Origin of the sequence: Aeromonas sp. R2-4 (genome assembly GCF_040908365.1) — a bacterium.
GTDB classification, from domain to species: Bacteria; Pseudomonadota; Gammaproteobacteria; order Enterobacterales; family Aeromonadaceae; genus Aeromonas; species Aeromonas veronii.
On record NZ_JBFODO010000020.1, the window covers coordinates 21,541 to 42,705 of the forward strand.

General features: G+C 61.3%; 22 protein-coding genes. 4 read left to right on the forward strand and 18 right to left on the reverse strand.

The features are described from left to right. The first annotated feature begins 20 nt into the window (after positions 1-20). Complete coding sequence (locus AB5Z05_RS10285) at positions 21-1,058, forward strand: alkene reductase (protein ID WP_164979904.1); 1,038 nt, start codon at positions 21-23, stop codon at positions 1,056-1,058. A gap of 113 nt (positions 1,059-1,171) precedes the next feature. On the opposite strand, the gene rpoS is transcribed toward AB5Z05_RS10285, so the two are convergent. The 10 genes from rpoS to putP all read right to left on the reverse strand — a co-directional run bounded on the left by rpoS (position 1,172) and on the right by putP (position 9,635). Then, positions 1,172-2,155: an RNA polymerase sigma factor RpoS gene (rpoS, locus tag AB5Z05_RS10290; RefSeq protein ID WP_005362773.1), complete on the reverse strand. Its 984-nt coding sequence runs from the start codon at positions 2,153-2,155 to the stop codon at positions 1,172-1,174. A gap of 45 nt (positions 2,156-2,200) precedes the next feature. Next, positions 2,201-3,271 (reverse strand): LysM peptidoglycan-binding domain-containing protein, encoded by a 1,071-nt coding sequence (locus tag AB5Z05_RS10295; protein ID WP_076492587.1) that lies wholly within the window; start codon positions 3,269-3,271, stop codon positions 2,201-2,203. A 9-nt stretch (positions 3,272-3,280) separates the two neighbouring features. Further along, on the reverse strand, positions 3,281-3,862 hold the full coding sequence (locus AB5Z05_RS10300) for a YqaA family protein (protein WP_323950990.1): 582 nt from the start codon (positions 3,860-3,862) through the stop codon (positions 3,281-3,283). Next, on the reverse strand, positions 3,859-4,476 hold the full coding sequence (locus AB5Z05_RS10305) for a protein-L-isoaspartate(D-aspartate) O-methyltransferase (protein WP_005335507.1): 618 nt from the start codon (positions 4,474-4,476) through the stop codon (positions 3,859-3,861). Before AB5Z05_RS10305 ends, AB5Z05_RS10300 begins: the two co-directional genes overlap by 4 nt. A 7-nt stretch (positions 4,477-4,483) precedes the next feature. After that, positions 4,484-5,245, reverse strand: a complete 762-nt coding sequence (gene surE / locus AB5Z05_RS10310; protein WP_005335515.1) for a 5'/3'-nucleotidase SurE — start codon at positions 5,243-5,245, stop codon at positions 4,484-4,486. Beyond that, positions 5,226-6,284, reverse strand: a complete 1,059-nt coding sequence (truD, locus tag AB5Z05_RS10315; RefSeq protein WP_368151382.1) for a tRNA pseudouridine(13) synthase TruD — start codon at positions 6,282-6,284, stop codon at positions 5,226-5,228. The genes surE and truD overlap by 20 nt, the downstream gene beginning before the upstream one ends. After that, positions 6,284-6,760 (reverse strand): 2-C-methyl-D-erythritol 2,4-cyclodiphosphate synthase, encoded by a 477-nt coding sequence (ispF, locus tag AB5Z05_RS10320; protein ID WP_005335518.1) that lies wholly within the window; start codon positions 6,758-6,760, stop codon positions 6,284-6,286. Before ispF ends, truD begins: the two co-directional genes overlap by 1 nt. A gap of 146 nt (positions 6,761-6,906) precedes the next feature. Further along, positions 6,907-7,599 carry a 2-C-methyl-D-erythritol 4-phosphate cytidylyltransferase gene (ispD, locus tag AB5Z05_RS10325; RefSeq protein ID WP_368151384.1) on the reverse strand — a complete coding sequence of 231 codons (693 nt, stop codon included), beginning with the start codon at positions 7,597-7,599 and terminating at the stop codon, positions 6,907-6,909. After that, complete coding sequence (gene ftsB / locus AB5Z05_RS10330) at positions 7,592-7,909, reverse strand: cell division protein FtsB (RefSeq protein ID WP_005335520.1); 318 nt, start codon at positions 7,907-7,909, stop codon at positions 7,592-7,594. Before ftsB ends, ispD begins: the two co-directional genes overlap by 8 nt. 208 nt (positions 7,910-8,117) lie before the next feature. Further along, positions 8,118-9,635, reverse strand: coding sequence for a sodium/proline symporter PutP (gene putP, locus AB5Z05_RS10335; RefSeq protein WP_026035040.1), 1,518 nt, complete (start codon positions 9,633-9,635; stop codon positions 8,118-8,120). 326 nt (positions 9,636-9,961) lie between these two features. On the opposite strand from putP, the gene AB5Z05_RS10340 reads away from it, so the two are divergent. Continuing rightward, complete coding sequence (locus tag AB5Z05_RS10340; RefSeq protein WP_368151386.1) at positions 9,962-10,855, forward strand: VirK/YbjX family protein; 894 nt, start codon at positions 9,962-9,964, stop codon at positions 10,853-10,855. Positions 10,856-10,924: 69 nt separating this feature from the next. Here AB5Z05_RS10340 and AB5Z05_RS10345 read toward each other — a convergent pair whose 3' ends face one another. The 8 genes from AB5Z05_RS10345 to AB5Z05_RS10380 form a co-directional block, all read right to left on the reverse strand. After that, the gene (locus tag AB5Z05_RS10345) at positions 10,925-11,851 is read right to left on the reverse strand and encodes a L,D-transpeptidase family protein (protein WP_368151388.1); all 927 of its coding nucleotides are present in this window, start codon (positions 11,849-11,851) and stop codon (positions 10,925-10,927) included. Between the two features lie 187 nt (positions 11,852-12,038). Continuing rightward, a complete protein-coding gene (locus tag AB5Z05_RS10350; RefSeq protein WP_167571194.1) occupies positions 12,039-13,280 on the reverse strand; it encodes a mechanosensitive ion channel family protein in 1,242 nt (413 codons plus the stop codon). 143 nt (positions 13,281-13,423) lie between these two features. Continuing rightward, a complete protein-coding gene (locus AB5Z05_RS10355; RefSeq protein ID WP_005354534.1) occupies positions 13,424-14,623 on the reverse strand; it encodes an acetate kinase in 1,200 nt (399 codons plus the stop codon). A 221-nt stretch (positions 14,624-14,844) separates the two neighbouring features. Beyond that, on the reverse strand, positions 14,845-15,315 hold the full coding sequence (locus tag AB5Z05_RS10360; RefSeq protein ID WP_075114585.1) for a YhcH/YjgK/YiaL family protein: 471 nt from the start codon (positions 15,313-15,315) through the stop codon (positions 14,845-14,847). Between the two features lie 314 nt (positions 15,316-15,629). Continuing rightward, positions 15,630-16,736 carry a 1-acyl-sn-glycerol-3-phosphate acyltransferase gene (locus tag AB5Z05_RS10365; RefSeq protein WP_005335527.1) on the reverse strand — a complete coding sequence of 369 codons (1,107 nt, stop codon included), beginning with the start codon at positions 16,734-16,736 and terminating at the stop codon, positions 15,630-15,632. Between the two features lie 130 nt (positions 16,737-16,866). Next, positions 16,867-17,565 carry an aspartate/glutamate racemase family protein gene (locus AB5Z05_RS10370; RefSeq protein ID WP_368151391.1) on the reverse strand — a complete coding sequence of 233 codons (699 nt, stop codon included), beginning with the start codon at positions 17,563-17,565 and terminating at the stop codon, positions 16,867-16,869. Between the two features lie 126 nt (positions 17,566-17,691). Then, complete coding sequence (locus AB5Z05_RS10375) at positions 17,692-18,282, reverse strand: LysE family translocator (RefSeq protein ID WP_005335534.1); 591 nt, start codon at positions 18,280-18,282, stop codon at positions 17,692-17,694. Between the two features lie 126 nt (positions 18,283-18,408). Beyond that, a complete protein-coding gene (locus tag AB5Z05_RS10380; RefSeq protein WP_005362793.1) occupies positions 18,409-19,005 on the reverse strand; it encodes a LysE family translocator in 597 nt (198 codons plus the stop codon). 116 nt (positions 19,006-19,121) lie between these two features. On the opposite strand from AB5Z05_RS10380, the gene AB5Z05_RS10385 reads away from it, so the two are divergent. Together AB5Z05_RS10385 and AB5Z05_RS10390 are read left to right on the forward strand one after the other, a co-directional pair. Further along, a complete protein-coding gene (locus AB5Z05_RS10385; protein ID WP_139739831.1) occupies positions 19,122-20,498 on the forward strand; it encodes a PLP-dependent aminotransferase family protein in 1,377 nt (458 codons plus the stop codon). Positions 20,499-20,552: 54 nt separating this feature from the next. Then, positions 20,553-21,020, forward strand: coding sequence for a hypothetical protein (locus AB5Z05_RS10390; RefSeq protein ID WP_236303383.1), 468 nt, complete (start codon positions 20,553-20,555; stop codon positions 21,018-21,020). Positions 21,021-21,165 lie beyond the last annotated feature (145 nt).

The following is a 21,165-nucleotide window of genomic DNA, read 5'->3' on the forward strand; positions in this document are numbered from 1 at the left end:
CCCGTTCAGGACAATCTATCATGAATACCCTGTTTCAGCCGTATCGACTCAATGACACTCTGACCCTGGCCAACCGTTTCATGATGGCCCCGCTCACCCGCTGCATGGCAGGCCCAGGTCTGGTGCCGACCGAGCAGATGGCAGCCTATTACGGCCGCCGCGCCGACATCGGCCTGATTGTTTCCGAGGCCGTCATCATCCGACCCGACGCGCAGGGCTACCCCAATACCCCGGGCCTCTTCACCCAGGCGCAGATCGATGGCTGGAAGAGAGTGACCAGCGCCGTACATGCCAAAGGCGGCAAGATCTTCGCCCAGCTGTGGCACGTCGGCCGCCTCTCCCACCCCTTCTTCCATCAGGCTGAAGTGTTGGCCCCCTCTGCCGTGGCGCACGAGGGCACTGTGCCCCGCATGCGCGAGCTCACCTATCAGGTGCCGCGCGCCCTGACCGAGGCGGAAATCGCCCAGCTGGTGCAGGATTACGCCCAGGCCGCTGCCAACGCCATCGAGGCGGGCTTTGACGGGGTCGAGATCCACGGTGCCAACGGCTACCTGATCGACCAGTTCCTGCACCACTCCACCAACCTGCGCACCGACAACTACGGTGGCAGCCCGGAAAAGATGAGCCGCTTCGCGCTGGAAGTGGTCGATGCCATCAGCGCCCGTATCGGTGGTGATCGGGTAGGTATTCGCCTCTCCCCGGGTGCCTATGTCCATCTGGCGGGCAGCCCGGAAGATCGCGCCGTGTTCGACTATCTGCTGGGCAAGCTCAACGATCGCCCGCTGGCCTATATCCACCTCGGCATCTTTGATGACAACCTCACCTTCGATTATCTGGGTGGCCGTGCCTCCGACTATCTGCGCGCCCACTACAAGGGCAATCTGGTCGGGGTGGGCAACTACGACGCCGAGCGCGCCGCTGCGGCCATCGAGGCTAACCGCTTCGATCTGGTAGCCATCGGCCGTCCGCTTATCGCCAACCCGGACTACCTCACCAAGGTGAAGAAGGGCGAAGCACTGGTGCCCTACGCCGACACCATGCTGGCTGAGCTGGTATAACAGCCCGCGATCACCAGACCACAGGCAATAAAAAGCGAGGGGAGCTGTTGCTCCCCTCGTGCTATCTGGCTGATGCGCTGATCAGTTGGTGCGGGCTTAATTGGTGCGGATGCTTAATTGGTACGAAATAGCGCCTCGATGGAGAGCCCCTGACTCAGCAGGATCTCTCTCAGACGGCGCAGCCCCTCGACCTGGATCTGGCGCACCCGCTCGCGGGTCAGGCCAATCTCGGCCCCCACATCCTCGAGGGTAGCCGGCTCATAACCCAGCAGACCAAAACGACGGGCCAGCACTTCCCGCTGCTTGGGATTAAGCTCCTCCAGCCAGTGGACAATGCTGCTGCGCATATCATCTTCCTGTGACTCCAGCTCAGGCCCCATGCCGCGCTCGTCGGAGAGCACATCCAGCAACGCCTTGTCGCGATCGCCGCCGATGGGGGTGTCCACCGAGGTGATCTTCTCGTTGAGCTTGAGCATGCGGTTCACGTCATCCACCGAACGATCCAGCGCGAAGGCGATATCCTCGGCGGTCGGTTCATGATCGAGACGGTGAGAGAGTTCGCGCGCGGTGCGCAGGTAAACGTTTAACTCTTTGACCACATGAATGGGCAGACGGATGGTGCGGGTCTGGTTCATGATGGCCCGCTCTATGGTCTGGCGGATCCACCAGGTAGCATAGGTGGAGAAACGGAAGCCGCGCTCGGGGTCAAACTTCTCGACCGCGCGGATAAGACCGAGGTTGCCCTCTTCGATGAGATCCAGCAGCACCAGGCCACGGTTGTTGTAACGGCGGGCGATTTTCACCACCAGTCGCAGGTTGGACTCGATCATGCGCTTGCGGGCGGCTTTGTCACCGCGCAAGGCACGACGGGCGTAGTAGACTTCCTCTTCAGCAGTGAGCAGCGGGGAGAAACCTATCTCCCCCAGATAGAGTTGCGTGGCATCCATCACCTTGTTCAGTTCCGGTGCCAGCAACTCATCGGAGATAATATCTTCCGCCTCGGCGGCTACCTCCTGCAACTCTTCTACCTCGTGAGATTCGGGTTCAGCGTCAAACTCTAACTCTGCATCCTGCATTACCAGTTGTTCTTGGCTCATGGTGTGTCTCCCTGACGTTACCAGAGTAAGACGGTCTCTCTGGGGTTAACGCTTTGGCAAATAGCTCATCGGATTGATCGACTTGCCTCTGTACCGGATCTCGAAATGCAATCGCACATCCGGCGCGTCCGTGCTACCCATGTTGGCAATGACCGAGCCCCCCTTGACGCTGTCCCCTTCCTTCACCCGCAACTCGTCGTTGTGTGCGTAAGCGGAGAGATAGTCATCATCATGCTTGAGGATAATCAGCTTGCCGTACCCCCTTAAAGCACTGCCAGCGTATACCACTTTACCGCTGCTGGCGGCGTAGACGGGTTGCCCCTTCTGGCCGGCTATGTCGATCCCCTTGTTACCCTGTTCTGCAACAGAGAACCCCTCGACAATCCGGCCTTTTGCGGGCCAGTGCCAAGCAAGTCTCGACTGGGAGTTGTTTGTTTTTTGTTCTTTTGACTGAGCGTATTCCTTCGGTGCTGCCGGAGCAACGGATTTCTGAGAGATGAACGGCGTGGTCTGACCAGATCCACTCGGCTCGGCCAACGGACGCGGACCGCTGCTCGGACGGCTCACGGCCACCGGCGTCACGGTTGCCGGACGAGTCGCAGCCACCATCTGGGTCGAACCGCCGCCTGCAGTCTGGACATTGAGCACCTGACCCGGTTGCAGCGCATAGGGGGCGCTCAGGTTGTTGCTCTGGGCCAGCGCCTGCGGCGTCATGCCGAACTGGCGGCCGATGCTGCTCAGGGTATCGCCGCGGCGCACCTCATAGGTACCGGCACTGCGGCTGCTGCCAACACTGGCGCTGGAACCATCGAGCCGCAGTCGCTGCCCCGGATAGATGTTGTAGGGCGGGCTGATGTTGTTGAGGCTGGCCAGCGACGGCACGTCGTTGCCGGAGTTGAAGGCGATGGAGTAGAGAGTATCGCCCCGTTTCACCACATAGCTGCCGCCCTGAATGGGGGCGCTGACCTGGGCACCGCTTTGGCGAGCCGGAATGGTCGAGACAAACTGCCCCTCATCAACACCATCTACCGGAGCTGCATTTTTACTGGAGGAGCAGGCAAGCAGCAGCCATGACAACACCACGACACTGCTTCCTTGCCAAATACGCGAACGCATAATGGATCCTTAACGACTAAACCAGAAATAGGCCACCACGGCCAGACCAATACAGAGCCAACCGAGCACATCAACATAGTGCATCAGTTTGCGTTCCATCTTCTCGCCACCCCAGCGCATCAGGCCCGCCACCAGGAAAAAGCGCATGCCACGACCGATGAGGGAGGTGATGATGAAGGGCAGCAGAGCCATTTGCAACAACCCTGCCGTCACGGTAAACACCTTGTAGGGGATAGGGGTGAAGCTGGCAATGAAAATGACCCAGATCCCCCACAGCTCAAACCAGTTGCGAGCAATCTCGATCTTGTCCTGATAGCCCACAGACTCCACCAGTGGCAGCACGACCGGATCCCACAGGGCATAGCCAAGGGCATAGCCAAACAGGGCACCCAGCACAGAGAAGACAGTAGCCAGCGTGGCGTAGTGCCACGCCTTGTGGGGCTTGGCGAGCGCCATCGGTGCCAGCATCACGTCCACCGGGATCGGCCAGAATACCGACTCGATGAAAGCGGTGATGGAGAGATACCAGGGGGCATGCTTGTGGCGAGCCCACTGCATCACCAGTACGTACAAACGGGAAAACAACTTCACTCAACATCTCCGTCAATCAGGGGAACAAAACGTACCGGCTCCAGAATACGGCTGGTCAGCTGGGATCCGGATCGTTCGATCAGTTGCAGGGTCTGCTGGCTGTCACCCACGGGCAACACCAGTCGACCCCCTTCGGCCAGCTGATCGGTGAGCGCCGTCGGGATCTCGCTCGCCGCGGCCGTCACCAGAATGGCGTCATAAGGCCCCTTGTTGGGCCACCCCAGCCAGCCGTTGCCGTGCTTGGCCGAGACATTGTGCAGATCGAGCTGGCGCAGTCGGCGTCTGGCCTGGAACTGCAGCGACTTGATCCGCTCCACGGTATAAACATGCTCCACCAGATGGGCGAGGATCGCCGTCTGGTAGCCCGAGCCAGTGCCAATCTCCAGCACATGGGCCGGATTGTTTTGCATCAGCAACTCGGTCATTCGCGCCACCATATAGGGCTGCGAAATGGTCTGGCCGTGGCCAATGGGCAGGGCGGTGTTGTCCCACGCCTTGTGCGCCATGGCCTCGTCCACGAACAGCTGGCGCGGCACTTTCGCGATGGTCGCCAGCACGCGAAAATCGCGAATATCCTGCGCAATGAGCTGATTTAACAGGCGCTGTACTATCACACCACCCTCATCCCTGCAGATCTAACCAGGCCCCCAGACCGGCGAGACTGTCATAGGCAGTCATATCGATGGTCAGGGGGGTAATCGAGACATAGCCCTGCTCGATGGCGGCAAAATCGGTGCCTTCACCGGCATCCTGCTGGCTACCGGGGGGGCCGATCCAGTAGATGGGCTGGCCACGGGGATCCTCGGTGCAGATCACCGACTCCGCCCGGTGGCGATTGCCAAGGCGGGTGGTCTTGATCCCCTTGATCTGCTCGAGGGGCAAGTCCGGCACGTTGACGTTGAGGATCTGATCGGCAGGCAGGGGGTGTTTCATCAGCCCCTTCACCAGCAGGGCCGCATAGTGGGCAGCCGTGGCGAAGTGGGTCTTGCCTACCAGCGAGATGGCGATGGAGGGGTAGCCAAGATGGCGCCCCTCGGTGGCCGCGGCGACTGTGCCCGAATAGATGACATCATCCCCCAGGTTGGCGCCGTGGTTGATGCCGGCCACCACCATGTCGGGTTCAGGACGCACCAGCTCGTTGACCGCCAGATGCACGCAGTCGGTCGGCGTGCCCTTCACCGCATAGCTCTCGCACCCATTAAAGCCGTTTTCTGCAATGCGGGTAACCCGCAGCGGTACTTCCAGCGTCAGGGAGTGACTCGCGCCGCTGCGGTTGCGATCCGGCGCCACCACAATGACCTCGCCGCAGGCGCGCAGCGCCTCGCTGAGGGCACGAATGCCCTCGGCATGCACACCATCATCATTACTGACCAGAATTCGCATCGGTCTGATTCCTGAAACCGTGATCGGCCTCTTCGGCCTGCATTAACTCGCGCACCACGCTGGTGGCAAACGCGCCCGCCGGCAGGAAGAAGGAGAGGGTCAGCGCCTCGCCGTCCAGCTGCCAGCTCATCTGCTCCGGCTTGAGCAGCAGGGGGCGCCGGTCCTGATCCAACCCGGCCTTCTCCAGCCCGTCACACCAATCGCTGTAAGGGGCCAGCACGCCCTGTTCGAACTCGGCAGCGGCGCCCTGACTCGCCAGGCGGCCACGGCCCCACTGGGGCGCGGTCAGCTGCACGTCGCCGGAGGCAAGACGCGCTTCCAGCTCGGGGGTTACGCTCTCTTCGCTGAAGATGGAGTGGCTACCCTTGAGCATCACACAATCACCGGCCAGCAGCTGATGAGCCAACCCCTGCTCGATACGGGCGCTGACAATAGCGTTGAACAACATGCTGCGCGCGGCAGAGAGGTAGAGAGAGCGCTTGTTGCGATCCTTGATCCGCTTGCCGGCAAACATCGCCTTGGCCGCTTCCAGGTTGTTGCCTTCACGGCCGAAACGCTGCTCGCCATAGTAGTTGGGCACGCCCTGGGCAGCGATGGCCTGCAGGCGCGCCTCCAGCCCGTCGGCCTGTTCCAGACCGGTGAGACGCAGGGTGAAGTGGTTGCCCTTGAGGTAGCCAACCCGCAATTTGCGGTTGTGACGCCTGGCTTGCAGGATCTGGATGCTGTCGCTCTCGATAACCGACAAGTCCGGTTCGGCCTTGCCCGGCAGGTGAATGCCGAACCACTGCTCGGTCACCGCGTGACGATCTTTCAGGCCCGCCCAGGTCACCGCATTGCGGTTGACTCCGGCCGCATCGGCCAGCAGACCCGCTACCCAGGCGGTGTTTTCGCCGGTTTTGCGCACCCGGACGAAGATATGCTCCCCTTCCCCGCAGGGCTCGAAGCCGAGATCTTCATTGACCACGAAGTCGGCGGCCTCGGCCTTGAGGATACCGCGGGCGGTGGGCGCCCCGTGCAGATAGGCAAGTTGTTCCAGCATTATTGTTTCACCAGTAGGACGACGGCTTCGGTGGCGATCCCTTCCTTGCGCCCCGTAAACCCAAGCTGTTCGGTGGTGGTCGCCTTGACGTTCACCCGGTTCAAATCACATTGCAGATCGGCGGCCAGCACGGCGCACATGGCGTCGATATGGGGGGCCATTTTGGGGGCCTGGGCGATGATGGTCACATCCAGGTTGCCGATGGCATACCCCGCCTTCTGTACCCGGGCAAAGACATCACGCAGCAGAATGCGACTGTCGATCCCCTTGAACTCAGCAGCGGTATCGGGGAAGTGGCGACCGATGTCACCGGCACCGATAGCCCCCAGCAAGGCATCGCTCACCGCGTGCAGCACCACATCGCCGTCAGAGTGGGCAACCAGCCCCTGCTCGTAGGGAACCGGCACGCCACCCAGCATGCAGGGGCCAACACCACCAAATTTATGAACATCAAAACCATGACCAATGCGCATCATCAGCGGCAACCTCCCAACATGCTGAAACCAACCCCATCAATTTTGTGTACGTCCACACCATGTCCAATCCGGATCATGCTAACTCCTTGTTCGGGCCTGTTTGTTCGAGACACTCTGCTCTGAACGGTCTGTTCTGACTGAGGGGCTTATGCCTGCTGGCTTAAAAACAGCCCCGCCAGCGACAAGTCTTCCGGCCGGGTCACTTTGATATTGTCGGCGCGCCCCTCCACCATCCGCACCGTAAATCCGGCCCGCTCCATGGCGGAGGCCTCGTCGGTGATGGTAGCGCCCAGCAGCAGCCCCTCCTCCAGCGCCCGTTTCAGGGCACGGGTCGGGAACATCTGCGGCGTCAGGGCATGCCAGAGCTGCTCGCGCTCGACGGTAGCGATGATATTGCCCTCCCCATCGGAGCGTTTCATGGTATCGCGCACCCGACTGCCGAGAATGGCACCGCCACAGCCCATGGCCGCGGCAATCAGCGCATCGAGATCGCCGTGAGTCAGGCAGGGGCGGGCCGCATCATGCACCAGCACCCACTCCCCTTGCGCCACATAGAGGCCATTGAGGACGGAAAAGGCGCGCTCGGCGCCTCCCTCTACCCGCACAATTCGCGGGTCGGCCGCCACGGGCAGGGCCTCGAACCAGAGGTCATGGGGCGCAAGCGCCACGATCACCTGGGCGATGGCCGGGTGGGAGAGCAGCCTCTCCAGGGTATGTTCGAGAATGGTTTTACCCGCCAGTTGCAGGTACTGCTTGGGGCAATCGGCCCCCATTCGGCTGCCGATACCGGCGGCAGGGACGATCGCCGTCAGGCCGGATATCCGGCTGGCATCAGTCATCGTAGGGCTCATCGTCCGGCGCTGTCTCTTTGTCTTTCTCTTTGGGGATGATCCGGTAGAAGGTCTCCCCCTGCTTGATGTAACCCAGATCGTTGCGCGACAACTCCTCGATGGCCTCGAGGCCAGAGGTGAGATCATCTATCTCGCGGTAAATGAGGTCGTTACGATCCTTGAGAGTCTGGTTGTCCCGCTGTTGCTGCGAGATGGCCTCCGACAGGTTCTGATAATCGGATAGCCCGTTCTTCCCCAGCCAGAGGTCATATTGCAGTCCCCCCAGCAGGAGGATCAGGATCAGGGTGAATAGCCGCATGCACTAGGTCTCCTTCAGGCGGCCTAGTGTCCCATATTCGGTGCCAAGACAAAAGAAAGCGAGCACCCGGGAGCCACCGGCCGAACATAAAAAAGTGCCCAAGAGTGAATCAGATAGCACAAAGCCCCGCCAAACCGGTGCAAGGATGGCCAACCAGGGCGCTCCTTGTCCGGGGGCGGGGCTCTCAATCAGAAAGCGGTAAGGGGGATCAGTTCACCACGACCGGCTCTCCCGCGCTCTCGGCCGGTGTGTTGTACTCCTCCTCGGCATCGCGGAAACGCTCCAGCATCGCTTTTGAGGGCGCTTCGCCCAGCAGACTGCCCACCACGATGGCCAGCAGTGCAAACAGGAAGCCCGGGATGATCTCATACAGCCCCAGCCAGCCGAACTGCTTCCAGACGATGACGGTGATGGCACCGACCAGCATGCCCGCCAGCGCGCCGTTGCGGGTCATCCGCGGCCACAGCACGGAGAGCAGCACCACGGGACCAAAGGCGGCACCGAAACCGGCCCAAGCGTAGCTCACCAGCCCCAGCACCCGGTTTTCCGGATTCATGGCAACGGCGATGGCAATCACCGCGATCAGCAGCACCATCAGGCGACCCACCCACACCAGCTCACGCTGGGAGGCGTTCTTGCGCAGGAAGGGCTTGTAGAGATCCTCGGTAATGGCGCTGGAGCAGACCAGTAATTGACAACTTAGAGTGCTCATTACCGCCGCCAGAATAGCGGAGAGCAGCACACCGGCGATCCAGGGGTTGAACAGGATCTTGGAGAGCTCGATAAAGACCCGTTCCGGGTTGCCGGTCACTCCAGCCGCCACTTCCGGGAAGCGGGCGAAGTAGGCCAGCCCGAAGAAGCCGATTGCCACCGCACCAGCGAGGCAGAACACCATCCATGTCATGCTGATACGGCGGGCATTGGCCATGGAGTGGTGGGAATCCGCCGCCATGAAGCGGGCCAGAATGTGGGGCTGACCGAAGTAGCCAAGACCCCAGGCCATCAACGAGACAATGGCGATCACATCCAGATTCTTGAACATGTCCAGGTTGGTAGCGCTCTTGGCGGCCACCTCGATCATGGCGCTGTCCACCCCGCCGACTGCGATGATGACAAAGACCGGGGTCAGGATCAGGGCGAAGATCATCAGGGTTGCCTGCACCGTATCGGTCCAGCTCACCGCGAGGAAGCCGCCGAAGAAGGTGTAGGTGATGGTGGCGGCGGCACCGACCCAGAGGGCGGTGTTGTAATCCATGCCGAAGGTGCTCTCGAACAGACGGGCACCGGCCACCACGCCGGAGGCGCAATAGATGGTGAAGAAGAGCAGGATCACCAGCGCAGAGAGAATGCGCAGCACCTTGCTGTGATCTTCAAAGCGGTAGGTGAAGTAGTCCGGCAGGGTCAGGGCATTGCGGTTCTTCTCGGTATGCACCCGCAGGCGACCCGCTACCCAGCGCCAGTTGAGGTAGGCGCCGATGACCAGACCGATGGCGATCCAGCTCTCGGAGATGCCACTGACGAAGACGGCGCCGGGCAGCCCCATCAGCAACCAGCCGCTCATGTCGGAGGCGCCGGCGGAGAGAGCGGTCACCCAGCTCCCCATTCGGCGGCCGCCCAGAATGTAGTCATCAAAGTTGCGGGTGGCGCGATAGGCGACGAAGCCGATCAACACCATTCCGAGGATATACACCAGGAAGGTGATTAACATGGGTGTGCTAGCTGTCATGCAAAACTCCGTTTTGTGTCATTTTCTGCCCGCTCTGGTGACGGGCTCATCCCTAAAAAACCGGCCTAGCTTAATCAGCCGTTCGCGCCAGCTCAACCACTTTTAACAAACACAAAACACAATAAAAACCTTTGCGCATCAAATCATCTGCCGCATCAAGAGGATGGCGCCAGATTTCCTGCCGTGGCCGTGACGGTCATCTCGCAGCGCCAGCCGCTACTGAGCGTTATGTTTTCACATTTTGTTACTATCCATTTTTTTACAAGCCGGCGCCCCGCTCCTACACTCCCCGCCCTGTCTCATCACACCAGTCAGAGGTCGGCACCATGTCATCTCATCTGTCACACCTGCGAACCCTCGCCCGCCGCCTTCACCCGGTGGAGGAGTCGGGTCATCTCATCCGACGGGCCAAGTATGTGGGGCGTCTCTGGCTCAATCCCGGCGCCCGCGCCCTCTATCGCCAGCAGCAGGAGCAACCGCTGCTGGCGCAGGCGATCAGCCGCTTCCCCGATATTCTGGAAAAGCCGCTCCACCCCTATCGCCACAAGGGGCTCCGCAAGCGCCTGCGAGCCGGGCTTATCAGCGGCCACTACCAGCAGCTGGCACGTCAGCTGCCCAAGGCGCAACAACTGGCAATCTACAGCGGGCGCGGCCTGCTGCTGGCCCAGTGGCAGAGCGACAAGCTGACGGCACCGCTGACCCTGCAACTGGATTACCAAACCCACATGGGCAAAGAGGGGGAGATGAGCCTGACCCTCAAGCTGGGTGACGCGGCCCTCTATTACATGGCCCTCAATCTGCGCCCCGCGCCGAACCCGACCCTCGAAATCTGCTCGCTGCAGGGCGGCAAGGGACAGAGCGAGGAGATCAAGCAGGTCACCAAGGCGTGCGGCGGACTGCGCCCCATGTCCCTGCTGGTCTATATGGCCGCCGAGCTGGCCCGGGGGCTGGCATGCAAGCGCCTGCTCGGGATCCGCACCCAAAGCCACGTCTATCAGAGCAGCAAGCGCACTGCCGATCGGGTCAAGTTCGACCTCGACGGCTTGTGGCAGGAGCATCAGGGCTGTGTGCTGGATGAACTCTGGATGAGCCTGCCGCTGGAGGTGCCCCGCAAGACATTGGAGGAGATCCCCTCCCGCAAGCGGGCCAGCTACAAGGCGCGCTATCAGCTGCTCGATCAGCTCGGCAGCGAGCTGCAGGCAAATCTGCTGCGAAGCTGAGTCAACGCAGCAGAAACACAAAGGGCGAACAGCTTGCTGTTCGCCCTTTGTCGTGACGGGGAGTTGCCGTTAGCGGTTGATCGCCATCGGCATGCCGTTGCGCTGCTCCAGCGCGTGCTTCACCAACTGGGAGTCGCTGTCGGCGTGGGCAATGAAGCGGGTCACCGCCGGGGTCATCGGCAGCGGCGCCGGCAGCTTGGAGTTGAACTCCTCTTCGCTGCGCGACAGCGGCTGATGCACTTCCAGATAGCGGACACCGTTGGGCTCGAGAGAGGCCTTGATCGGCTGGTTGACGAACTGGACGCGAGTACCGACCGGTACCTGCTTGAACAGGTAGGCGATGTCGTCGTTGCGCAGACGCACACAGCCGTGGCTCACCCGCAGGCCGATGCCGAAGTTGGCGTTGGTACCGTGGATGGCGTACATCTTTCCGATGTAGAGGGCAAACAGACCCATGGGGTTGTCCGGGCCGGCCGGCCATACCGCAGGCAGGCTCTCGCCACGGGCGGCATATTCGGCATGCATCTTGGCGGTCGGGGTCCAGGTCGGGCCCGCTTTCTTGCGCTGCACACTGGTCACCCAGTTTTCCGGGGTGTCGGTGCCGAGCTGGCCGATGCCGATGGGCAGCACTTCCACCACTTTTTTACCCTTGGGGTAGTAGTAGAGGCGCATCTCGGCCACGTTCAGCACGATCCCTTCACGGGGGGCATCCGGCAGGATCAGTTGCTGGGGGATCACCAGCTTCTCGCCGGTCTGTACCAGCAGGGGATCCGCATCGGGGTTGGCTTCGGTCATGTTGGTCAGCCCCAGCTGGAATTTGGCCGCAATGGCCTCCAGCGGCTGGCCGTTCTCTTCGGCCGGAACCACGTATTCCAGATTTTCCCCTACCAGACGGCTGTTGGCCGCAGGCAGAGCATATTCAACAGCGAAAACCGGCGCAGCGGTCAGCAGCAGGCTGTAGCAGAGTGTTGCCACACTATTGCGAAGGAGCTTCATAACTTTCCCATGATGATGACTTGAAGTGACGTCTCTGGGCTGGCAGCTGATCAAGAGGAGATCAGGGGCGCGAAGAGAAGGCCGCCATTTTTCTCCTCTGCACGGCAAATTTCAACTGACAAGTGGCGACGGGTCGATGATTAATATGCGGTTTTTTCCGCGTCCTCGACCCGCCCCATTTCCCTGTTTATCCCCGTTGCCAGGCACGCATATCGTAACCTGTGGGAGATTGATGCAACCGCAGATGAAATTGCTCAATGATGGCGAAGATATGGTCGAAAATATCGGCCTGGATCCCTTCGTAATCGGCCCATGCGGTGGTCGCGGTAAAGCAGTAAATTTCCAGCGGCAAACCGTCTGACGTGGGTGCCAGCTGGCGCACCATCAGGGTCATGTCCTTGCGAATGCCGGGGTGGGCACGCAGGTAGGCATCCAGATAGGCGCGCAGGGTGCCGAGATTGGTGAGGTGACGACCGTTGATGGGGCAGCTCAGGGCATCGCTCAGCTGCTGGTTGTAGGCACTCAGCTCCTGCTCCTTGCGGCTCAGATAGGGTGCCAGCAGTTGCGCCTGCTTGAGCTGCAACTGCTCCTCGGCCGTCAGAAAACGCACGCTGGTCATGTCGATATTGACGCTGCGCTTGATGCGGCGGCCGCCCGACTCGGTCATCCCCTGCCAATTCTTGAAAGAGTCGGAGATCAGGGCATAGGTGGGAATGGTGGTGATGGTCTTGTCCCAGTTCGACACCTTGACCGTGGTAAGCCCGATGTCGGTCACCTCACCATCGGCGCCGTACTTGTCCATCTGCAGCCAGTCACCGACGCTCAGCATCCGGTTGGCAGAGAGCTGGATCCCCGCCACCAGCCCGAGGATGGGGTCCTTGAACACCAGCATCAGCACTGCGGTCATGGCACCCAGACCGCTGAACAGGAACAGCGGCGACTTGCCGAGCAGCAGGGCAATCATCAGGATGCCCACCAGAATGCTGCCTACCAGCTTGGCTCCCTGGAAGATGCCGCGCAGGGGCAAATCACGACCAAGGCGGGTGTAACGGCTCACCGACAACAGGCAGTCGAGCAGGGCGAAGAAGGCCAGCAGCAGGAACAGCAAAATCCAGAGCTGGGCCACCATCTCGATAAGTTTGAGGCTATCCGATTGACGGGGCAGCCAGATCTCCGCCTGACCGAGCAGCACGGCCCCCTGCAGCACAAAGGCGAGCCGGTTGAAGAGGCGCTGTTGCAGCTGAGGCGGCAGCCACACCTGTTTGGCCTTGCCGAGGATCCCCACCAGCCGGACCAGCAGTACCCGGTGCAGCGCCATGTGCAGCAGCAACGAGGTGATGACGATAAAGCCCAGCGCGATCACCAGCGCCATCATGCTGGTCACTTCCACCCCAAGGCCCGACAACCAGTTAAAAAACACCTCTTTCATTGCTCTCTCCCGAACCGGGCAGCCCGCAGGCTGCAAAAACAGTGGTGGTCAGGGTACCGCTCCCCTCCCCCATGTCAAATAACGGGTCGCCACAAACGACAACGCCCGGCACAGGCCGGGCGTTGTTTCAAAGCGAGGCTGACTTAGCAGACCAGGCTCAGGGCATCGCGAGCGATGACCAGCTCTTCGTTGGTCGGGATCACCATGGCGCAACGGCTGTCGGCGGTGGTGATGCGACCTTCGCCACCCAGTACCGCGGCGTTGTTGGCCTCTTTGTCCACCTTGAAGCCGAACAGGGCCAGACGGTTCAGCACCATCTCGCGCACCATGGCGGCGTTCTCACCGATACCGCCGGTAAAGACCACGGCGTCCAGACGACCGTCCATCGCAGCAGCATAGGCGCCGACATACTTGGCCACACGGTAGGTGAAGACATCCAGCGCGCGCTTGGCACCGGCGTCGGTGGCGTAGTTGGTGGTGACGTAGCGGCAGTCGCTGCTCGCTTCGGTCATCCCCAGCAGACCGGACTCACGGGTCAGGGTGTGGTTGATCTGCTCCACGCTGTAACCGAGCTGGTCGTGCATGAAGAAGACTACGGCCGGATCGATATCACCGGAGCGGGTACCCATCGCCAGACCTTCCAGCGGAGTCAGACCCATGGAGGTGTCAACGGATTCGCCGTTCTTGATGGCGCAGACAGAGGCACCGTTACCCAGGTGGCAGTTGATGATGTTCAGTTCATTCAACGGCTTGCCCAGCTCTTTCGCGGCTTCTTCCGCGATGTAGCGGTGAGAAGTACCGTGGGCACCGTAACGACGAATACCGTGTTCGCGGTAGAGCTTGTGCGGCAGCGCATAGAGGTAGGCCTCTTGCGGCAGAGTCTGATGGAAAGCGGTGTCGAACACGGCCACGTTCTTCTCGGACAGCTGCGGGAACACTTTCAGCGCGGCGCGAATACCGATGAGGTGGGCCGGGTTGTGCAGCGGGGCGAACGGAATGGCGGCTTCGATACCGGCGATCACGCCGTCATCAATACGCACGGAGCGGGAGAACTGCTCGCCACCGTGTACGATTCGGTGACCGATGGCCACCAGTTGCTCGGCAAGAGTCGGATCCTGCGGCAGGATGTGACCCACGATATGGTCGAGGGCCTCCTGGTGAGCGGCACCCGCTCCCAGCATGGCTTCGCCCTTGACCCCGTGGAGTTTCCATTTGATACGTGCATCATCCAGATTGAAGCATTCGGCCAGGCCGGACAGCATGTCCTCACCTGTTTCGGCGTCCATTACGGCAAATTTCAGGGAAGAGCTACCGCAGTTAAGGATCAATACCAACTTGCTCATTTTCTACATCTTCCTGTGCTTCGGCTTTATGCCGACAGTGTCGTGTCATCCAAAAGAGGATGGGATTCCCCTGCCGGGGGCTTATGGTCGCAGGAGGGTGCGTCCAATTTTTCAATTCTTGCTCTTGAAAGAGTCATCGCAACTTGTGGTGCGTATCACTGGTTTCAATGCTTGCGAGCCTCAACGCATCAGCAGCACAGGGCTCGCCTCAATGGGAGTGCTCAGGCGATAGCCAGCAGATCCTTGTGTACCTTGACCACCAGCTTCTTCACCTTGGCGGGCTGGTTGATGGTACAGAGCGGGCGGTGCAGCTCGCCCGGCCAGAAGATGGCGAAATCGCCCGGTTGCAGCGCCAGATAGCTGGTCTGCTCGTCATCGACAAACCAGAGGTCGGGATGGGGATGGTCGGCGCCGTCACTCACGTAGTCGTGGGGGCCCACACCTATCCACTCTTCACCGCGCAGCAGCAGCTGGATATCGAGATACTGCTGATGGAATTCGCCACGGCGATCCGCGGCTGGCTCGGTCAGATCCTCGCTCACCAGACAGAACAGGTTCAGGCCATCGATCTCGGTCTTGCCGAGCGGCGCGTCACCCCAGTGCGCCACGCTCTTCACCACCTCGGCCATGATGCGGGCCAGCGGGGCGGGCAGCGGTGTCCGCTGCAGGGTGTTCAGGCTACCGGTGATCATGGCGTCTGTTTCCTGTTAGGTATATCTGGGCGGCATCTTTGCCAGCCAATGAAAAAGGACCTGTGACAGGTCCTTCAATAATGCCGTCTGCAATCCGTGCAAACCGGTTTAGAGCTTTTGCTCATGTTCAGCTATATGGGCACTGTTACACACTCGTCAGCACCTTGCCAAGAGACATAATCCCATTTTCATAGTGATCGTACCAGCTGAAACCATATTATTCACCACCCTTTCCCCCTCGACTTTGACCAGACGCAAAAACGGGCGCATCAGCGCCCGTTTTTTTCGCAAAACCGTTTAACAACCGGTTTCATTCAAGCCTTTTTGGCGTTTTCCACCGGTTTTGCGTACATGGCTCGCCAGATCGCCTTGTGCTCTTCCGGCACCTCTGACTGACGGGTCAGGAAGGCCGCCTGCTCGATGGTGTTGGCCTTGCCGGAGACATCGGCCGCCAGATAGTTGCTGGGGAAGAGGTGGTAGCTGCTCCAGATCGCCTTGTCGATCAGCGCGGCCAGTTCGTCCGGATCGCTGAAGCCCTCGGTAATGGGGGCGCCGAAGGAGACGTGTACCCGCCCCTTCATGCCGACGATACCGGCGACAATACTCTCGATATCCTCGAACTCGCCCTTCTCGTAACTGCCGTTGACCGACTTCTCGTAAAGCTCGCGCGCCTTCGCCTTGTCGGTGGGGTCGAGCTCATAGCTGATGCTGACCGGCACGATATTGAGGCTGCGCATGTAGTCGACGAAGTCGATCTTCTGCTTCTTGCCGTCGACGTAGAACATCTTGAGGATGGCGGGATCTGTCTTGTCATCGCCATTCTTGGCGCGCCCTTCCTTCTGGGCGATCCAGATGGAGTGACCTTCGTGAACCGAGTTGCCAATATAGGCAGACAGCTCGCCGAGCGCCTTCATCATCTCCCGCGGCCCCTTGGCGGAGCGTTTGACGATAAAGCTCTTGTTGAGCTTCATCAGCTCGGTAGCGCAGGGTTTGCGCAGCAGGTTGTCACCGATGGCGATGCGCACGGTATCGAAACCGTGGGTGTGCAGCCCCCAGTTGACGAACGCCGGGTCCATGGCGATGTCTCTGTGGTTGGAGACAAACAGATAGCCCTGCTCTTTCTTCAGATGCTCGATCCCGGAGAAGGTCACCCCCTTGGTGGAGGTGGCGATCATGCGGGACATGTACCGGGTGACCCCCATCTGGACCTGATGCACAGTGGTCACTTTTGACCATTTGCGGCGCAGGAACAGGCGGATCAGCGGGCGAATGGCCCAACCCAGCCAGCTCATCAGGGAACCGAAACGATACTTGGCGATGGCGCCGATAAATTCATCATCCTGGATCAGCCGTTCGATGGCTGCCGGCACTTCTTCATCGCGGTAGGGGCGAATATCCGCGAATCTATCTACTTCAGTCACAATGTCAGCCTTGCATGCTAGGAAACCGCAGCCAACCCGCGTTGGCCGGGGAAAATTCAGGGCGCAATTTTACACGCTTTTATGGCAAGGGGTATGAGACAAGCATGAATAGTGAGATCTGACCAGTTTATTAATCAGCTGCCAGTGCCAGCGCGACCGCCGCTTCGGCATGGATGGCAGTGGTGTCGTAGAGCGGCACCACCGCCCGGGCATCCCCCACCAGCAGGGCAATCTCGGTGCAGCCGAGGATCACCGCCTCGGCACCCGCGGCCGCCAGTTCCTCGATAATGGCCAGATACTCGGCGCGCGACGATGCACGGATCTCCCCCAGACAGAGCTCGTCATAGATGATCCTGTGTACCCGCTCCCGCCCGGCCTCATCGGGTACCAGCACCGCCAACCCGAAGCGCTCCTGCAAGCGCCCCTTGTAAAAATCCTGCTCCATGGTGAAGCGGGTGCCGAGCAGGCCGACCCGGGTTATCCCGTCCGCCCGCAATGTGGCCGCAGTGGCATCGGCGATATGGAGCAGCGGGATATCGATGGCCGCCTCAATCTCGGGCGCCACCTTGTGCATGGTGTTGGTGCCGATCAGCAAGAAATCGGCACCGCCATCCTGCAACTTGCGCGCCTCCGCCGCCAGCTGACGGGCAGTGGCGGGCCAGTCACCGGCATGCTGCAGCCGCTCGATACCGGCAAAGTCGACACTGTTGAGCAGCACCCGCGCCGAGTGCAAACCACCTAGCTGTGCGCGCACCCCGCGGTTGAGCGCCTGATAGTAACTGACGGTGGACTCCCAGCTCATGCCACCCAGCAGACCGATACATTTCATAGGAACTCCTTTCATCCCAAGGGAGGGCAGACCCACGCTACCTTGCAGGCAAGGTCACGCGGGCGAGATAAAAAAGGCCCCGCAGGGCCAACAAGACAGCCGGTAAAGACCCGGGTTAACCCCGGGCTAAATCCAGATCATCCCGACACAGGCGGCCGTCGCCAGCCCCATGCCGAGGTTGAAACGCCGCCAACCCCGGGCAGTGCGAATGATTTGCCGCACCTGGGCACCAAAAAGCACCCAGAACGCCCCGGTGTAGAGGCCGGTAATAAAGAAGATCACCAACACCCAGAGCGCGGAGGGCCAGTAAGCCTCCCCCGCCAGAGTGAAACCGCTGATGGCGGAGAGCGCCATCATCCACGCCTTGGGGTTGAGCAGTTGCAGCATGGCCCCCTGATGGGCGGGAATGAGCGGCCGGTTGCCCTCGGCCGGGCCGCTGGCCGTCGCCACCTTCCACGCCAGCCAGAGCAGATACGCCGAACCGATAAGCTTGAGGCCGTCGTGCAGCAGCGGCACCTTCTCGAACACCACGCCAAGCCCCAGCGCGGTAGCGAGGATCATCAGATTGATCCCCCCGACCACCCCAACCAGCAGGGGAATCGTGCGGCGAAAACCCTGCGCCGCCCCGGCGCTGGTGAGCAACATATTGTTGGGCCCCGGCGTGCCGCAGGTAACCAGGGCAAACCCCGCCAGGGGCAGTAACCAGTTCAGATCCATCTCAACCTCTTGTCGATGCAACGCCCCCGTTATGGGGAAAGCCTTCTAATATGCAGAGCCAACCCCGTGGCGACAAGTCAGAAATGCCTCTTTCCAGGCCACCTCCCCCCATCAGAGCAACACGGCTCAATACCAGAGCATCACCACGCAGAGCGCCGTCAGCAGACCGAGGGATCCGTTGAGTCGCCGCCAGCCCCGATCCGAGCTGATCCAGTTGCTCAGCTGATGGCCGAACAGTACCCAGACAAAGCAGACCGGCAGGGCCACCAGCACAAACATGACCATCACCGCCAGCTGACTCGACCAGTAACTGGCGCCGGGCAGGCTGAAGAGACTGATAGCGGAGATCCCCATCATCCACGCCTTGGGATTGAGGAACTGAAAGCCCAGCCCCTCTAGCATGGTTAGCGGACGGGCACGTCGGGCCGGATCACTAGGCGCACCGGCCACCGCGATACGCCACGCAAGCCAGAGCAGATAGAGGCTGCCGAAGATCTGCAAACCGAGGCGTAATAAGGGCCAGCGCTCGAACAGGGGATAGAGCCCCAGAGCCAGCACCAGCTGCAGCACCGGCTGCCCCAGCCCCACCCCGAGCAGATGTGGCAGGGTGCGACGCACCCCGAAGTTGGCGCCGGAGGCCGTCAGCATCAGGTTGTTGGGCCCCGGCGTACCGCAGGTGAGTACGGCAAAACCGAACAGGGTGACATACCACTCCATCGTCATATTGTGACTCCTTGCCTGCCACATTGTATCGATACAATGTGTGCTATTTGGTTGTTATCAGGTTGAAATTCACGCTATATTGACAACAAATTTTGATCAATGGATTTATTGTCACCATGACAATCTGGACGCCCGACCTTGCGGCCTTCGATGGCCCCCTCTACCTCAAGCTGGTCAAAGCGATCGAACAGGGGATCGTGAATGGCGAGCTGCCACCGCAGACCCGATTGCCCACCCACCGATCCCTGGCGGATCGTCTGGGTGTCACCGTCGGCACCGTCACCCGCGCCTACAGCGAGGCAGAGCGGCGCGGCCTGCTGGCCGCCCGGGTGGGCCACGGCACCTGGGTCAAGGGAGCGAACACGGATCCCGCCAATGAGTGGGTGATCCGTCAGGAGGAGGGGCACCGCATCGAGCTGTGGCAGAACCTGCCGGTGCAGCTGGATCGGGCGGCCATCATTCGCCCCATGCTGGGGGAAGTGGCGGACGGGGATCTCAACGCCCTGCTCGGCTACGACAAGGAGGCGGGACGGCCTGATCAGCGCCAGCAGTTCGTCAACTGGCTGGCGGAGCAAGGGGTGGCCTGCAGTGAGGATCGCCTGCTGTTCAGCCACGGCGCCCAGCACGGCATCATGCTGGCGCTGCTGGCGACCGGCTGCGTGGGGGAGACCATCCTGTGCGAAGGGCTAAGCTACCCCGGCATGCTGGGCAATGCCCGCCAGCTGAAGAATCAGGTGGTGGGACTGGCGATGGACGAGGAGGGGCTGCTGCCCGAGGCACTGGACGCCGCCTGCCGTACCCGCCGGGCCAAGCTGCTCTACCTCACCCCGACCCTGCAAAACCCCACCACCGCCATCATGAGTCTGGCGCGGCGGGAGGCCATCGTCGCCATCGCCCGTCGCCACGATCTGCTGATCATCGAGGATGACGTCAACGGCCTGCTGCCCCAGCAACCTGTGATCCCTCTGGTCAATCTGGCGCCGGAGCGGGTCATCTATCTGGGTAGTCTGGCCAAGATCGCCTGCGGCGGTCTGCGGGTGGGCTTCGTGCTGACGCCCCCCGCCCTGCGCAGCGCCTTCGCCCAGACCATGCGGCTGTCGAGCTGGATGGTGAGCCCGCTGCTGATCGAGCTCGCCTGCAAAATGGTCAGTCAGCGCCAGATCATGCCGCTGGTCGAGCAGCAGCGGGAGATCCTCAAGCGCCGTGGCGAACTGCTGCGCCACCTGCTGCCCGCCGCCCGCTGGCAGCCGGGCAGCATGCACGCCTGGCTGCCGCTGCCTGAACCCTGGCGCAGCCAGCAGTTTGCCGCTGCCGCCGATGCCCTTGACGTTGGCGTGGCGAGCGGGGAACACTTCGCCGCCGGTCAGTTTGCCGCTCCGCAGGGGGTGCGCCTGAGCCTGAGCCAACCCGCCACCGACGCCCGGGTCGGCGAGGGGCTGGCCCGTCTGGCGCAACTGCTGCAGGGGACGCCCCCCAGCAATCCCCTGCTATAGTCAGGGCCAGCCGACCTGACCTTCACGCTTCATCGTCATAGCCAAGGAGATGCCGTGCCCCCCATCAGAGCCGCCCTGCTGCTTGCCACCCTGTTGCTGGGTGGCTGCGCCTCGTCAACGACCCACCAGCAGCTGGGGGCCGCGCTCAATGGACTGGAAGGGGAGTTGCAACGACTGGAAGAGGAGCTGGCGGCGATGAACGGCTTGCACTATCAAAAGGCGATCGATGCCCCGCTCAGTTTGCGCCGTGCGCTCGGGGCGCCGCTGCCCACCCCAGAGGGGCTGGTGCCGGTGGCCAGCAAGCTGGAGGATGGGCCACTCCTTCGCTATCAATACCGACTGCCAGCGGGGATGGCGAGCCTGCCTCAGGACAACCTCTGCCAGCGCTACGAGTTCGAGCTGCGCCATCTGGGCCGCCTCGGCAAACTGGAATTAAGCTGGCTGGGGGAACAGGGCAAGGGGTCGCGGCTGATCCGCCAGAGCGACTGCCCCTTCGGGACACAGATCCGCCCTCGGCAATAGCAGGTCGCGGGCCTGAGCGATTACATAACCGATTGAAATAACAGCCCATAGTGCGCCCTCCAGCACCCTGCTGGCTACTGTCAGCTTTTCACTCAGCGAGTGCTGTGCCTATGTTCCTCTTGGGTCTACCATAATCAACCTAATG

What these genes read in the sequence shown, in the direction of transcription:
- AB5Z05_RS10285 (WP_164979904.1), top strand. Translation starts at nt 21, where the DNA reads ATGAATACCCTGTTTCAGCCGTATCGACTCAATGACACTCTGACCCTG.
- rpoS (WP_005362773.1), bottom strand. Translation starts at nt 2,155, where the DNA reads ATGAGCCAAGAACAACTGGTAATGCAGGATGCAGAGTTAGAGTTTGAC.
- AB5Z05_RS10295 (WP_076492587.1), bottom strand. Translation starts at nt 3,271, where the DNA reads ATGCGTTCGCGTATTTGGCAAGGAAGCAGTGTCGTGGTGTTGTCATGG.
- surE (WP_005335515.1), bottom strand. Translation starts at nt 5,245, where the DNA reads ATGCGAATTCTGGTCAGTAATGATGATGGTGTGCATGCCGAGGGCATT.
- truD (WP_368151382.1), bottom strand. Translation starts at nt 6,284, where the DNA reads ATGCTGGAACAACTTGCCTATCTGCACGGGGCGCCCACCGCCCGCGGT.
- ispF (WP_005335518.1), bottom strand. Translation starts at nt 6,760, where the DNA reads ATGATGCGCATTGGTCATGGTTTTGATGTTCATAAATTTGGTGGTGTT.
- ispD (WP_368151384.1), bottom strand. Translation starts at nt 7,599, where the DNA reads ATGACTGATGCCAGCCGGATATCCGGCCTGACGGCGATCGTCCCTGCC.
- ftsB (WP_005335520.1), bottom strand. Translation starts at nt 7,909, where the DNA reads ATGCGGCTATTCACCCTGATCCTGATCCTCCTGCTGGGGGGACTGCAA.
- putP (WP_026035040.1), bottom strand. Translation starts at nt 9,635, where the DNA reads ATGACAGCTAGCACACCCATGTTAATCACCTTCCTGGTGTATATCCTC.
- AB5Z05_RS10340 (WP_368151386.1), top strand. Translation starts at nt 9,962, where the DNA reads ATGTCATCTCATCTGTCACACCTGCGAACCCTCGCCCGCCGCCTTCAC.
- AB5Z05_RS10345 (WP_368151388.1), bottom strand. Translation starts at nt 11,851, where the DNA reads ATGAAGCTCCTTCGCAATAGTGTGGCAACACTCTGCTACAGCCTGCTG.
- AB5Z05_RS10350 (WP_167571194.1), bottom strand. Translation starts at nt 13,280, where the DNA reads ATGAAAGAGGTGTTTTTTAACTGGTTGTCGGGCCTTGGGGTGGAAGTG.
- AB5Z05_RS10355 (WP_005354534.1), bottom strand. Translation starts at nt 14,623, where the DNA reads ATGAGCAAGTTGGTATTGATCCTTAACTGCGGTAGCTCTTCCCTGAAA.
- AB5Z05_RS10360 (WP_075114585.1), bottom strand. Translation starts at nt 15,315, where the DNA reads ATGATCACCGGTAGCCTGAACACCCTGCAGCGGACACCGCTGCCCGCC.
- AB5Z05_RS10370 (WP_368151391.1), bottom strand. Translation starts at nt 17,565, where the DNA reads ATGAAATGTATCGGTCTGCTGGGTGGCATGAGCTGGGAGTCCACCGTC.
- AB5Z05_RS10375 (WP_005335534.1), bottom strand. Translation starts at nt 18,282, where the DNA reads ATGGATCTGAACTGGTTACTGCCCCTGGCGGGGTTTGCCCTGGTTACC.
- AB5Z05_RS10380 (WP_005362793.1), bottom strand. Translation starts at nt 19,005, where the DNA reads ATGACGATGGAGTGGTATGTCACCCTGTTCGGTTTTGCCGTACTCACC.
- AB5Z05_RS10385 (WP_139739831.1), top strand. Translation starts at nt 19,122, where the DNA reads ATGACAATCTGGACGCCCGACCTTGCGGCCTTCGATGGCCCCCTCTAC.